The following is a 12,381-nucleotide window of genomic DNA, read 5'->3' as shown; positions in this document are numbered from 1 at the left end:
TGAGTTGACTGCGAAAGGCGCCGGTTGTATGGGCAAGTAAACAGCCGCTTATTCCGCCCGGCAATTGCCGCAGCTTAATCCAGAACCCATCGGCCTCGCAGGCGACTTACGGAATTTCTCAAACGCCTCCCACGAGCCGTTTTCGGGTATTCGCACTCAGGCCGATTTAGGCAAGTCGACTCGGGCGAGTTTCTCCGGGTCCGTAATGACGGAGATGGCGGTGATGCGGCCGTCGGTGACGGTGAAGGCCAGCAGGGACAGCGGGGTGCCGTCCTCGTGCCAGGCCACCACGCCGGGCAGACCGTTGACGAGCACCGCCCGGCTCGGGCCGACGCCTGCGGCCAGGCGGAGTCGGGCGCCGTTGGCCACCGCGGTGGCGCCGAGGACGACGACCGGGCCGCCAGGGGTGCCCACCGTCAGCTTCACGTCGGGGTCGAGGACGCGGAGCAGGCCCTCGAAGTCGCCGTCGCGCGCCGCCGCCAGGAAGGCGTCGACCACCACGCGCTGCTCACGTCCCGTGGCAGCGGGCCGCTCGGACGACTGCACCTTCCTGCGGGCGCGGCTGGCGAGCATCTTGGCGGCGGCGGTGGACTTGCCGAGGATGTGGCCGATCTCGTCGAACGGCACCGCGAACAGGTCGTGCAGCACGAACGCCAGCCGTTCGCCCGGCGTGAGCGAGGCCAGCACGACGAGGAGCGCGAGACCCACCGAGTCGGAGAGCGCCACGTCGTCCTCCGGTACGGCGCTGTCATCCACCACCACGGGCGCCGGGCCGTCGAGGAAAGTCTCGGGGTGGGACTGGCGCGAGCGCAGGACGTCCAGGCTGATGCGCCCGACCACGGTGGTCAGCCAGCCGGCGAGGTTGTGGATGGCGGCCGCGTCCTGGCGGGAGAGCCGCAGCCACGCCTCCTGGACCACGTCCTCGGCGTCGGCGTGCGAGCCCAGCATGCGGTACGCGACCGCGTGCAGCCGGTCGCGCTGCGCCTCGAACGTCTCGGCCACCGCCGGGCTGATGTGGGACATGTCGTTACCTTCCTCGGATCCGCTCCGTCATGGGGATGACGAGCCCGGAAGGGCACAGGTAACCGATGAAGGAGCAAGAGCCATGCAAGCACGTATGAACCGGACGCCGAACCAGGACGTGACCACCGCCGTCCAGCACCTCTACAAGGCCGTCCACGCGGGCGGCGCCGATGCGCGGGTGCTGGAGCTGGTGCACCTGCGGGCCAGTCAGATCAACGGCTGCAGCCCCTGCGTGTACGCCGGGGTCGTGTCGGCGAGGAAGACCGGGGAGAGCGACGAGCGCCTGCACAGCGTGGTGGCCTGGCGCGAGACGCCGTTCTTCACCGACGCCGAGCGGGCGGCGCTGGCGCTGGCCGAGGCGGCGACCCGCATCCAGGACGGCGCGCCCGGCGTGACCGACGAGATCTGGGACGCCGCCGCCGCGCACTTCGACGAGGACCAGCTGTCGTCGATCATCTTGCACATCGCCCTGACCAACTTCTTCAACCGGATCAACCACACGGTCCGGGAACAGGCCGGCAAAACCTGGTGAACGGGTAGAAACCCGCGCCGCCACCTCCGCCCCGAAGATCGTTCAGTACTAATCTGACGGCCATGGCGAGATTTGTGCTGTACATGGAGTTCAAGAACGAGGATGACCGCTTGAGAGCGCGCCCGGCGCATCGTGAGCATCTGCAGGCGCTGTTCGACCAGGGCCGGTTGATCACCGCGGGGCCATGGGCCGACGACAAGGGTGCGATGCACGTCTATGAGGTCGCGGACGAGGCGGAACTCCGGGAGATCTTGGACGATGACCCGTACACGGCGGTGGACGCGTACGACATCGCACTGCTGAAGGAGTGGACCCCGATCCTCCCGTGACGGGCGGCGTACTTCGTGTCAGGGCCGGGCGCCCGGCCCTGACACGAAGCAAGACCCATCAGTGCCGGCATGTGCGCTGACCGCCGGCACATGCTTACATGACTACGCACAGCCCGAACGGCCGAGGGGGTTCGTGAAAAGGATCATCCGGCTGACGCTGCTCCCGGCGATGATTCTCGCCCTCACCGCCTGCCAACCACGCGTCAGCAGGTGGGTGGACGTCGAAAACCGTACCGGTGAAACCGTGACGGTGAAGTGGGTCGGCGACACGACTCACCACCGGCGACTCCCATCCGGGGAGTCGGTCCAGATTCCCGTCGCGTCCGGTGGCTGCCTGCGCAACGGAGCCGAGGACACGATCATGGCCGAGACGACCAGCGGACGCCGCTTCACCTTCGGCCCACCCGCCTGCGAGGGCGGAAAATGGACGCTACCTGCCCGCTGACCCCCTGGAAGCCGAGCACACCTCGGGACAGTCCGTCGCCACCTGCTCCGGCAACCGCAACGCGACCGGCCACTCCTACCAGATCAAGAAGTACTGAGGCTCCCCGAGCGCAACGATCGCAGCCCGGGTGCAGGCCGTGAGCGCCGCATCCGGGCCCGCGACGGAAGAGAGCACTGATCGGCCGGTACAGCGGCACGGGATCGCGTGGGCGCTGGACTTTGCGGGTCACTACAAGATCGGGAATCGGGCATGCTCTCTCGTACGTACCGGTATCCCCCCGCGAGGTGACGAGCATGGGCATCCCCCGTTCTTGGAGCTTGACCGATATTTCCGACCAATCTGACCGCATCGTGGTCGTGACCGGCGCCAACAGCGGCATCGGGTACGTCACCGCGCGCGAGCTGAGCCGCCGTGGCGCGCACGTCGTGCTGGCCTGCCGCGATCCCGAGCGTGGAAAGGCCGCGCTCGGGCGGATGCGGGACGAGGTGCCCGATGCGCGGCTTGAGCTGCGCTCGCTCGATCTGGCGAGCCTGGAGTCCGTACGTGCCTTCGCCGCATCGTGGGATCACGACCGGCTCGACCTGCTGGTCAACAACGCGGGGATCGCGATGGTGCCGTACGCGCGGACCGCCGACGGGTTCGAGTCGCAGTTCGGCGTCAACCACCTGGGGCCGTTCGCGCTGACCGGGCTGCTCCTGCCGCACCTGCTCGCCGCGCCCGCCGCCCGCGTGGTCTCCGTCGGCAGCATGGCGCACCGGTTCGCCCGCTTCGACCTGGGCAACCTCAACGCGGAACGCTCCTACCGCTCGGCCTTCCACTACGGGCGCACCAAGCGAGCGGTCCTCTACTTCGCCATGGAGCTCCAGCGCCGCGCCGAGGCCGCCGGGCTGCGGCTGCGCAGCATGGCCGTCGAACCCGGCTTCACCAGGACGAACGTCATGACCGGCGGCGCCAACAGCACGCGCAGCCGGCTCTACTTGGCCACCATGCGCCTGGCCGAGCGCGCCGCCTTCCGCCCCGCGCCCGAGGGGGCCAGGACCTCCCTGTACGCGGCCACCGTCCCCGACCTGCCCGGCGGCTCGTACATCGTGCCCGACGGCCCCCTGCAGATCCGCGGCGAACCCACCCGCCGCACCCGCGAGCGCGCCCTGTACGACACCACCACGGCCGCCCGCCTCTGGGACCTGTCGGAACGCCTCACCGGCGTCACCTACGACCTCCCCTCGTGAACGGCTTGCCGCTCCCCGCCCGGGACGCTCCAATGAGGAGGTGACACGCGTCTTCGTCACCTACGCGGCCGGCCCCGACCTCGAACGCGCCCGCCGGCTGGCCACCGACCTGCGCGCGGCCGGCGTCACCGTGTGGATGGCGCCGGACAGCATCGCCCCCGGTACGCCCTTCGCCGCCGCCATCGACGCGGGGCTGGAGGGCAGCGACTGCTTCCTGGCGCTGCTCTCTCCGGCGTCGCTGACGAAGGAGTGGGTGAAGCTGGAGGTCGCCGCGGCCGTGGACCGGGCCGCGCAGGGCAAGATCAGGGTGCTGCCCGTCGTGCTGAGCCCGGTGGCGGTGCCGCCGCTGCTGTCGGTCTTCCAGCAGATCGACCTGACCGACTACGAGCGGGGGCTCGCGGCGCTCGGGGCGGCGATCGGCGTCCCGCTGCACACCCTGCCGCCGTCCGGCGATCAGCCTGCCGAGGCGCCGGGGCTGCGCAGGCCGGACATGGACGAGTTCTCCGCGACCGTCACCGGCGACCTGGAGAGGGGCGCCCGGCGCTTCGGCTACCTCGTCCAGCGCACGGGTGGCGGGCTGGCGTGCGTGGTGGAGGTCGCGCTGCTGCGCATCGGCGTCGCGGTGTGGCCGGACCCCTCGACGACCGAGGGGCACATCCTGGGCCAGGCCGAACGCGAGCTCCGTGCCAACGAGCAGCGGGTCGCCGTGGTGCTCGCCGTCCACCGGGGCCCGCACACCCGGATGACGCCGTACCAGCTGCTCGGCGCGGAGGCGCCGAACACGTTCCTGATGACCTGGAACGAGGCGGACGGCGCGGACGCGCTGGGTGCGTGCGTGGACGTCATCGTGCGGCATCTGGGCGGCGGCTGACGTCCGGCGCTTCGTCATCGTGCGGGAGCGTCCCGGGCAGCACGCGGCAGCGGCGCGCGCATCCTCCGCGCGGCAACGGGTAACGCTGAGTGCATGGCATACACACCCGATCAGAACCACCGCCGGCCGGACGACGCGGACGACCAGGCGGTACGCGCCGCCGGTCTGGTGTCGGAGGCGCTGGAGACGGTCGAGCGCGCACGGGGGCACCTCTACTCCTTCCACCAGCTCACCGGCTCCGCCCACGCGACCCTGCACGAGGCCGTGGGGCTGCTGCGCGAGGCCGGGCAGGACGAGCTGGCCAGGCTCCTCGCGGCCGAGCTGGTCGGCCGCGACGTGCTGCCCGGGCGCTGGACGTTCCAGATCGTGGAGGCGTACGACGACGACTACTACGCGACGTTCCGCGCGGTCGAGAAGGAGGTGCGGGACCGGCTGACGGGCGGTCGGCGGCACGTGTACGAGGCCGAGCTCAAACAGCGCTCCCAAGCCGCAGGGGAAGCCGCCGAGCTGGAGGCCCGCTCCCCGGTGGGCGGGGAGGCGAAGCTCACCTAGCGCCGCGCGGCTGCGCCGAGGCCCACCTGGCGCGCGGCTGCGCGGACGCTCACTTGGCGCCGCCCAGCGGGCGGGGCGGCGCGGAGCCGACGGCGGGCCGGGTGTCCTTCGCGCCCGCCGTGTCCGCTCCCGCCCCCGCTTCCGGCTCCGAGCCGGGTGGCGGGGGGTCGGCGGGGCCCTCGTCCTCGTCCAGGTACGCCTCCGGCACCTCGGGCATGACCGGCATCATCTCCTTGCGCGAGACGAAGGTGTCGACCAGCGACAGCAGCATGGCCAGCACCGGCACCGCCAGCAGCGCGCCCACCGCCCCGAACAGCTGCGCCCCCAGCAGCACGCCGGCGAAGGCGACCCCGGGATGCATGTTCACCGACCGGCCGCTGATGCGCGGCTCCAGCGTCAGGTTCTCCACCTGCTGGTACAGGATCCCCCAGGCCAGCGCCGCCACCCCGATCCAGGGGCTCGGCGAGGCCAGGCCGACCACCGTGGGCAGGGCGATCGCGATGTACGTGCCGATCGTCGGGACGAACTGCGCCACCACGCCCGTCCACACGCCGAGCGCCAGCCATGACGGCATGCCGATCAGCGAGAACACCAGGGTCGAGGTGCTGGCGTTGATGGTGGCGAGGATGAGCCGGGCGGAGACGTAGCCGCCGGTCTTGACCAGCGACACGTCCCACACGGTCAGGAAGACCTGCTGGACGCGGCCCGGCAGGAGCTGGGCGAGCCAGCGCCGCAGGCGGGGGCCGTCGGCGGAGAAGTAGAAGGTGAGCAGCAGCAGGGCGAAGGTGTTGAACACCGCGGCGGTGATCGTGCCCAGCAGGCCCAGCACGCCGCCGACCAGGTCCTGGGCGTAGGTGGCGGCTTGCTGCGGGGTGAGGTTGATGGAGCTGAGGATGGTGGAGATGTCGTAGCGCGTACCGAATCGGCCGTTGACCCAGTCGATCGCGCCGGTGACCACCTCCGGCAGCGCCCGGACCAGCAGTGCGGCCTGCTCGACGAACAGGTTCCCGAACAGGTAGAGGAACAGCCCGGCGAACAGCGCGAGGCCGATCATCACCAGGACGGCCGCGGCGCCGCGCCGCATGTGCCGCGACAGGCGGCCGACGGCGGGCTCCATCGCCAGCGACAGGAACCAGGCCATCACCACCACCACGACCAGCGATCCGGCGTCGGTGAGGATGAAGCGGATCAGGTACACCACGACGACGACCGCGACGACGGCGAACCCGACCCGCCACACGTTGGCGGGTGAGAGCAGCACCTGGACGCGGCGCGGCTCCCCGGGGCGCTCCTCGGCGCGGGACTCCCCGTGGCGGCGGGGGCCGCGCGGCTCTGCGGGCTTGGTCATGGCGTTCTCCTGACCGGACCTTGGTTTCACCACCAGTCTCTTCCCAGATCCAAGCTCCCATGCACGATCACCGCCATGGGTTCGCATCGGGGACCGGTGTGCGGGCCGGGGGGTCGCGATCGCCGCAGCGGGCTCAGCAGGCGGATGGGGCCCTCCGCTCCGTCGCGATCGCCGCAGCGGGCTCGGCGGGCGGGATGGGCCCCCGGCTCGGAGGTCAGCCCGCCGACGGGCGTTCCGCCTGTTCGATCGCGGCCGGGCGCTGCTGGGCGGCGCGGATGCGGGCCACGTCGAGCTTCGAGGTGCGGTCGAAGCGGTAGATGCCGTTCTGTTCCTGGAAGACGTCGGTGAGCTGCGTGTAGCAGTAGCCGAACATGCGGGGGTCGTCCAGCAGCATTTCGGCCAGCCCGGCGAAGCGCCGCTGCAGCTCCTCCTCGGTGGCGGGACGCTCGCCGTAACCCCAGGACGACTCGCCCTGCCGTACGCCGGGGTTCCACCAGATGCCTCCGAACTCGCTGCAGAAGTACGGCTGCCCCTGGTACGGCACCGACCACGGCGTCCCGTCGGCGTCGGCGTTGACGTACGGGCGGCCCTCGGCGAGCCCGTCCATCATCTTGCCGAACAGCTCGGGATCCTGCTCGTAGCAGTGCGAGTCGTAGACGTCGGCGCCGGGCACGCGGTGGGAGTAGCCGGAGGCGTCGAGGACGGGACGGGTGGCGTCGGCCGCCTTGGTGGCGAGGTACATGGCCTGGGTGACGTCGTCCAGCACGGTGATGCGGTCGTGCCACCGCTGCGCGGTCTCGTTGAGCGGGCACCAGCCGACGATGGACGGGTGGGAGTAGTCGCGCTCGACGGCCTCCAGCCACTGGGTGACGAACGACGCGGTCGGCTGCTGGTTGTCCCCGGGCGGGCCGCCGACGTCGGCGCCCCAGTCACCGAACTCGCCCCACACCAGGTAGCCCATCCGGTCGGCGTGGTAGAGGTAGCGCTCCTCGAACACCTTCTGGTGCAGCCGGGCTCCGTTGAAGCCGGCGGCCATGCCCAGCTCGATGTCGCGGCGCAGGGCCTCGTCGGAGGGGGCGGTCATCAGGCCGTCGGGGTAGTAGCCCTGGTCGAGCACGAGCCGCTGGAAGACGGAGACGCCGTTGATCAGGATGGCGTGCCCGTCGATGGAGACCGAGCGCAGCCCGGCGTAGCTTGCGGCGGTGTCGGCGACCGCGCCGGAGGCGTCGAGCAGGTCGATGCGCAGGTCGTACAGGTGGGGGTCCTCGGGGGACCACAGGCGTACCCGGTCGGAAGGCAGCGGCAGCCACAGCTCGGCGGCAAGGTCGAGGTCGGCGCGGACCTGCGCCTGGACGACCTCGCCCGCCGCGTCGGAGACCGTGACCCGCACCCGGTGCCCCGGCCGGTTGGCCGAGACGGGGACGGTGACGCGGAACGCGGACGCGGCGACGTTGGGCGTGATGCGCGGCCGGCCGAGGTGGACGTCGGGCACCGGCTCGCACCAGACCGTCTGCCAGATGCCGGTGGTGCGGCCGTACCACGGGCCGTGCCCCTCGTACGTGCGGACCTGCTTCCCGCGCGCCTGCGGTCCGGTGCGCGGGTCCCTGGCCCTGACGACCACCGTGTACGTGTGCTCGGGATCGGCCGCGGCGGCCAGGTCGCAGCTGAACGGCGTGAACCCGCCCCGGTGCCGGCCCGCCTCGACGCCGTCCACCCACACGGTGGCGTCGTGGTCCACGGCCTGGAAGTGCAGCAGCACCCGCCGGCCCGCCCACTCCTCCGGCACCCGCACGGTGCGGCGGTACCACACGGCCGGGTGGAAGTCGGGGTCGCCGATGCCGGACAGCGGCGCCTCGGGGCAGAACGGCACGACGATCTCGCCGGACAGGTCCCGTTCCAGCAGCCCGCGCTCCAGCCCTGAGTCGCCGGCGTCCCGCTCGAACTGCCAGGTTCCGTTCAGGCACTGCCACTCGGTACGGACGAACTGCGGGCGCGGGTACTCCGGGCGGGGCACTTCGGGGGTGTCGGGCACGATGCTCACTTTCTCGTGGAGGGTGATCGACGTCATGCGCTTCGGCGGCCCGCGGTGCTGGCGTTGACCGCCAGCCGCCAGGGCGCCTCCAGGTGGACGGGCTCGCTCGCGCCGCCCTCGACCCGTTCCAGCAGCCGGGTCACGGCCAGCTCGGCGATGCGCCGCTTGTCGGGCTCGACGGTGGTCAGGGCGGGGTTGGCGTACCGGCCCTCCTCGATGCCGTCGAAGCCGGCGACGGCGACGTCCTCGGGGACGCGCAGCCCGGCGGCGAGGACGGCGTGCACGGCGCCGATGGCGAGCAGGTCGTTGGCGCAGAAGACGGCGTCCGGCGGCTCCGGCAGGGCGAGCAGCTCCTCCATCGCGCGCCGGCCGTCCTCGCGCTGGTAGTGCCGCACGCGTACGGCCAGCTCGGGCCGGTAGGGCAGCCGGGCGTCGGCGAGCCCCTGCTCGTATCCGGCCGCGCGATGCACCGAGGTCTCCCGTCCGGCCGGCGCGTCGAGGGCGTCGGCCGGCGGCGGGTGCGGCACGCCGATGACGGCGACCCGGGTGCGGCCCAGCGAGGCGAGGTGGGCGGTGACCGCGCGGGCCGCGGCGGTGTCGTCGATGCCGACGTGGTCGACGCCCGGCACCCGCAGCTCCCCCAGCAGTACGGCGGGGCAGTCGCCGGCCCAGCGGCGCAGCTCGTTCCCGGTCAGGCCGATGGGGCTGAAGATGAACCCGTCGAACAGCGCCGACCGGTCGCGCCGCATGAGGATCTGCCGTTCGCGCTCGGCCATGCCCTCGGTGCCGTCGATGAGCACCGTGTAGCCGCGCTCTTCCGCCTGGTCGACGACGTGGCCGGCCAGCTCGGTGAAGTACGGCACGTCGAGCGGCAGCACGAGGGCGAGCAGCCGGGACCTGCCCAGGTTGAGGCTGCGGGCGGCGACGTTGGGCCGGTAGTCGAGCTCGTCCAGCACGCGCTGCACCTGCGCGCGGGTCTGCGGCGAGACGTGCGGGAAGTCGTTGACGACGTTGGAGACGGTACGCACGGAGACTCCGGCCAGCCGCGCCACGTCCCGCTGGGTGACCACGGCCGCCCACCTCCTCCAGAGACGCTCTTTGCCGCGTGGCAAAGCCCACTTTGCCACGCGGCAACATCGCTCCTCAAGACCCGGCAAGCGGCCGACTGCGGCTTTCGCCACCGTTTGCCACCTCTGACCTAGCGTGACAGGGAAGGTCTCGCGACGAACCAGCAGCCGCTGGGAGGGTCAGCCATGTCCAACCACTTCACCGGCCTCAGCCTCGGGCCGCCACTCGGCGACCAGCGCCTCGACCTGTGCGACCTGTACGCCTTCCAGGCGCCGGGCGACCCGGGCAGGACGGTGCTCATCCTCAACGCCAACCCCAACGCCGACGCCCTGCACCCGGACGCCGTCTACCGCCTGAACATCGACAACGACGGCGACTACCTGACCGACATCGCGTTCAGCTGGGTGTTCGGCGAGCCGGAACCGGACGGCTCCCAGACCTACAGCGTGTACCTGGCGACCGGCGAGCAGGCCCGCGACCCTGAGCCGGGCGGCACCGAGATCGTGAAGGACGCCCGCGTCTCGTTCGGCCCCGAGGCGAACGTGGTGACGGCCGGGCACCACACGATCGCGGCCGGCAGCCGCAGCGACGCCTTCTTCTTCGACTACGACGGCATCAAGAACCTGTTCGACACCAGCGGCAAGCGCAACTTCACCGCGCCGCACCTGGGCGGGACGTCACCGTGGACGGGCGTCGACTCCAACGTCACGGCGAACGTCTTCTCCATGGCCGTCGAGCTGCCCACCGACGCGCTGGCGCCCCGGCCCGAGCTGCACGCCTGGGGCCGGTGCAGCGTGCGGCGCGACGGCCGGCTCGTGCACGTGGACCGGGCCGGGCACCCGTCGATGAGCAGCTTCTTCAACACCGACGACACCAAGGAGGAGTACAACGCGAGCGAGCCGGCCGGCGACCGGGAGCGGTGGACCGACCCGTTCGTGCACCTGCTCGGCCACACCGGCGGCTACTCGCGCGAGGAGGCGATCGCCGCGATCGACGAGCACGGCCTGCTGCCGGACGTGCTGCACTTCGACCCGGCGAAGCCGGCCGCCTATCCGAACGGCCGGACGTTCACCGAGGACGTCATCGACATCCGCGTCGCGTTCCTCACGAAGAACGAGGCGCCGCCCACCGGCCTGAGCCCGCACACCGACACGCTCGACCGGTTCCCGTACCTCGGCGACCCGCACCCCGCGTCCTGAGAGCTCCTAGCGCAGGCCGCCGACGGACAGGCCGCCGCGCCAGTGGCGTTGCAGGACGAAGAACGAGATGACGAGCGGGATGATCGACACCAGCGCGCCGAGGATGATGAGGCTCCACAGCGAGGTGGTGCCCGCGTTGTTGGCCGAGGCGATGCCCTGCCAGAGCCCGAGCCCGACGGTGACGGGGAAGAGCCGGTTGTCCGACAGCATGGCGAGCGGCAGGAAGTAGTTGTTCCACGAGGCGACCGCCGACAGCAGCAGCACGGTGACCACGGCCGGCCGCATCAGCGGGAACGCGACCCGGAGGAACGTGCGGATCTCGCCCGCGCCGTCGGCGCGGGCGGCGTCCAGGATCTCGTTGGGCACCGCGTCGCGCGCGTAGACGTGCATGAGGTACACGCCGAACGGGTTGAGCAGCGACGGCAGGATGACCGCCCAGATCGTGTTGGTCAGCCCGAACTCGGAGAACATCATGAACGTCGGGATCACCAGCGCCGTCGCGGGCACCATCAGCGCGCCGAGGACGAGCGAGAAGCTGAAGCGCCGGCCCGCGAAGCGGTACTTGGCGAACCCGTAGCCGGCCATGACGGCCAGGACGGTCGCGCCGATGCCGCCGGCCAGGGCGTACAGGGTGGAGTTGAGTATCCACCTGGCGTAGATGCCGTTGTCGTAGGTGAACAGCTGCTGCAGATTGCCGAGGTAGTCGACGTTGCCCGAGAACCAGAGGGTGTTGCCACCGGAGAACAGGCCGGCCGCGTCCTTGGAGCTGTTGACGACGACCCACCAGAACGGCACCAGGAAGTACACGACCAGGAAGGCGAGCAGGAGGTGCAGGGGCAGGTTGCGGTTCGGCCGGCGACGGGTGCCGGCGGGCGAGCGGTCACTCGTCACAGGAAGGTCCTCCGCTTGCGGGTGAAGAACAGGAAGGCGTAGACGCCGGCGAAGATGACCCCGCCGAGGGCGAAGGAGATCGCCGATCCGTAGGTGAAGTTCGCCAGGCCGAAGGCCTGCTGGTAGGCGTACATGTTGGGGGTGAAGTCGGGGCCGATGGTGCCGGCCGCGAGCGAGCGCAGGATCTGCGGCTCGTTGAAGAACTGCAGGGTGCCGATGAGCGAGAAGACCAGGATGAGCAGCAGCGCGGGCGCGATCAGCGGGATCTTGATGCGCAGCGCGATCTGCCGGCCGCCGGCGCCGTCCATGCGGGCGGCCTCGTACAGGGCCGGGTCGATGCCCTGGAGGGCGGCGTACAGGATGATCATGTAGTAGCCGGCCCACTGCCAGGTGACGATGTTGACCAGGCCGTAGAAGATCAGGTTGCTGCTGAGGAAGTCCGGCGCCGTGGTGCCGAACAGGCTGAAGATGTCGGTCAGCGGGCCGAAGCTCTTGCTGTAGAGGAAGCCCCACATGACCGCGCCGATGACCGTCGGGATCGCGTACGGCAGGAAGATCATCAGGCGCGAGAAGCGGGCGAACCGCGAGGTGACCGAGTCCAGGATCAGGGCCATCACGAGCGCGACGATGATCTGCAGCGGGATGGAGACCAGCGAGAAGCGGATGACGAACCAGGTGCCGGACAGAAAACTGGGGTCGGTGAACGCCTTAACGTAATTGTCGAGGAAGACGAAGCTGGTGCCGCCGATCAACCGCTTCTGCCACAGGCTGAGATAGAAGGCGTAGCACAGCGGCGCGATGAGCAGCGCCAGGAAGACGAGCCCGAACGGCCCGACGAAGAGCCACCCCATCAGATGCTCGC

13 protein-coding genes are annotated in these 12,381 nt (G+C 70.8%); 7 read left to right on the top strand and 6 right to left on the bottom strand.

Features of this window, described 5'->3' with window-relative positions:
- Positions 1–156: 156 nt before the first annotated feature.
- Positions 157–1,023 carry a sigma-70 family RNA polymerase sigma factor gene (locus AB0K28_RS20825; RefSeq protein WP_345405520.1) on the bottom strand — a complete coding sequence of 289 codons (867 nt, stop codon included), beginning with the start codon at positions 1,021–1,023 and terminating at the stop codon, positions 157–159.
- An 82-nt stretch (positions 1,024–1,105) separates the two neighbouring features.
- Here AB0K28_RS20825 and AB0K28_RS20820 point away from each other — a divergent pair, with 82 nt between their 5' ends.
- The 6 genes from AB0K28_RS20820 to AB0K28_RS20795 all read left to right on the top strand — a co-directional run bounded on the left by AB0K28_RS20820 (position 1,106) and on the right by AB0K28_RS20795 (position 4,981).
- The gene (locus tag AB0K28_RS20820; protein ID WP_364372296.1) at positions 1,106–1,555 is read left to right on the top strand and encodes a carboxymuconolactone decarboxylase family protein; all 450 of its coding nucleotides are present in this window, start codon (positions 1,106–1,108) and stop codon (positions 1,553–1,555) included.
- A 62-nt stretch (positions 1,556–1,617) separates the two neighbouring features.
- A complete protein-coding gene (locus AB0K28_RS20815; protein WP_345405514.1) occupies positions 1,618–1,884 on the top strand; it encodes a YciI family protein in 267 nt (88 codons plus the stop codon).
- Positions 1,885–2,017: 133 nt separating this feature from the next.
- Complete coding sequence (locus tag AB0K28_RS20810) at positions 2,018–2,329, top strand: hypothetical protein (RefSeq protein ID WP_364372292.1); 312 nt, start codon at positions 2,018–2,020, stop codon at positions 2,327–2,329.
- A 293-nt stretch (positions 2,330–2,622) separates the two neighbouring features.
- Complete coding sequence (locus tag AB0K28_RS20805; RefSeq protein ID WP_364372289.1) at positions 2,623–3,558, top strand: oxidoreductase; 936 nt, start codon at positions 2,623–2,625, stop codon at positions 3,556–3,558.
- A 40-nt stretch (positions 3,559–3,598) separates the two neighbouring features.
- Positions 3,599–4,429: a toll/interleukin-1 receptor domain-containing protein gene (locus AB0K28_RS20800; protein WP_364372286.1), complete on the top strand. Its 831-nt coding sequence runs from the start codon at positions 3,599–3,601 to the stop codon at positions 4,427–4,429.
- Positions 4,430–4,522: 93 nt separating this feature from the next.
- Positions 4,523–4,981, top strand: coding sequence for a hypothetical protein (locus AB0K28_RS20795; RefSeq protein WP_345405499.1), 459 nt, complete (start codon positions 4,523–4,525; stop codon positions 4,979–4,981).
- A 49-nt stretch (positions 4,982–5,030) separates the two neighbouring features.
- Here AB0K28_RS20795 and AB0K28_RS20790 read toward each other — a convergent pair whose 3' ends face one another.
- The 3 genes from AB0K28_RS20790 to AB0K28_RS20780 all read right to left on the bottom strand — a co-directional run bounded on the left by AB0K28_RS20790 (position 5,031) and on the right by AB0K28_RS20780 (position 9,431).
- Positions 5,031–6,329 carry an AI-2E family transporter gene (locus AB0K28_RS20790; protein ID WP_364372283.1) on the bottom strand — a complete coding sequence of 433 codons (1,299 nt, stop codon included), beginning with the start codon at positions 6,327–6,329 and terminating at the stop codon, positions 5,031–5,033.
- A 214-nt stretch (positions 6,330–6,543) separates the two neighbouring features.
- Positions 6,544–8,370: a sugar-binding domain-containing protein gene (locus tag AB0K28_RS20785; RefSeq protein WP_364372280.1), complete on the bottom strand. Its 1,827-nt coding sequence runs from the start codon at positions 8,368–8,370 to the stop codon at positions 6,544–6,546.
- 23 nt (positions 8,371–8,393) lie between these two features.
- Positions 8,394–9,431, bottom strand: a complete 1,038-nt coding sequence (locus AB0K28_RS20780) for a LacI family DNA-binding transcriptional regulator (protein WP_345405490.1) — start codon at positions 9,429–9,431, stop codon at positions 8,394–8,396.
- A 183-nt stretch (positions 9,432–9,614) separates the two neighbouring features.
- Between AB0K28_RS20780 and AB0K28_RS20775 the strand changes: the two genes are divergently transcribed.
- Positions 9,615–10,628 carry a DUF4331 family protein gene (locus tag AB0K28_RS20775; RefSeq protein WP_364372277.1) on the top strand — a complete coding sequence of 338 codons (1,014 nt, stop codon included), beginning with the start codon at positions 9,615–9,617 and terminating at the stop codon, positions 10,626–10,628.
- A gap of 6 nt (positions 10,629–10,634) precedes the next feature.
- Here the strand turns inward: AB0K28_RS20775 and AB0K28_RS20770 are convergent, their stop codons facing one another.
- Complete coding sequence (locus AB0K28_RS20770) at positions 10,635–11,519, bottom strand: carbohydrate ABC transporter permease (protein WP_364372274.1); 885 nt, start codon at positions 11,517–11,519, stop codon at positions 10,635–10,637.
- Positions 11,516–12,370, bottom strand: coding sequence for a sugar ABC transporter permease (locus tag AB0K28_RS20765; protein WP_355424502.1), 855 nt, complete (start codon positions 12,368–12,370; stop codon positions 11,516–11,518). The genes AB0K28_RS20770 and AB0K28_RS20765 overlap by 4 nt, the downstream gene beginning before the upstream one ends.
- Positions 12,371–12,381: the final 11 nt, after the last annotated feature.

Origin of the sequence: Nonomuraea sp. NPDC049504 (assembly GCF_040676845.1) — a bacterium.
Taxonomy (GTDB): domain Bacteria; phylum Actinomycetota; class Actinomycetes; order Streptosporangiales; family Streptosporangiaceae; genus Nonomuraea; species Nonomuraea salmonea.
The sequence above is the reverse complement of the archived record's forward strand: the minus strand, read 5'-3'. Positions and strand labels throughout refer to the sequence as shown.

What these genes read in the sequence shown, in the direction of transcription:
- AB0K28_RS20790 (WP_364372283.1), bottom strand. Translation starts at nt 6,329, where the DNA reads ATGACCAAGCCCGCAGAGCCGCGCGGCCCCCGCCGCCACGGGGAGTCC.
- AB0K28_RS20805 (WP_364372289.1), top strand. Translation starts at nt 2,623, where the DNA reads ATGGGCATCCCCCGTTCTTGGAGCTTGACCGATATTTCCGACCAATCT.
- AB0K28_RS20815 (WP_345405514.1), top strand. Translation starts at nt 1,618, where the DNA reads ATGGCGAGATTTGTGCTGTACATGGAGTTCAAGAACGAGGATGACCGC.
- AB0K28_RS20775 (WP_364372277.1), top strand. Translation starts at nt 9,615, where the DNA reads ATGTCCAACCACTTCACCGGCCTCAGCCTCGGGCCGCCACTCGGCGAC.
- AB0K28_RS20820 (WP_364372296.1), top strand. Translation starts at nt 1,106, where the DNA reads ATGCAAGCACGTATGAACCGGACGCCGAACCAGGACGTGACCACCGCC.
- AB0K28_RS20795 (WP_345405499.1), top strand. Translation starts at nt 4,523, where the DNA reads ATGGCATACACACCCGATCAGAACCACCGCCGGCCGGACGACGCGGAC.
- AB0K28_RS20765 (WP_355424502.1), bottom strand. Translation starts at nt 12,370, where the DNA reads ATGGGGTGGCTCTTCGTCGGGCCGTTCGGGCTCGTCTTCCTGGCGCTG.
- AB0K28_RS20825 (WP_345405520.1), bottom strand. Translation starts at nt 1,023, where the DNA reads ATGTCCCACATCAGCCCGGCGGTGGCCGAGACGTTCGAGGCGCAGCGC.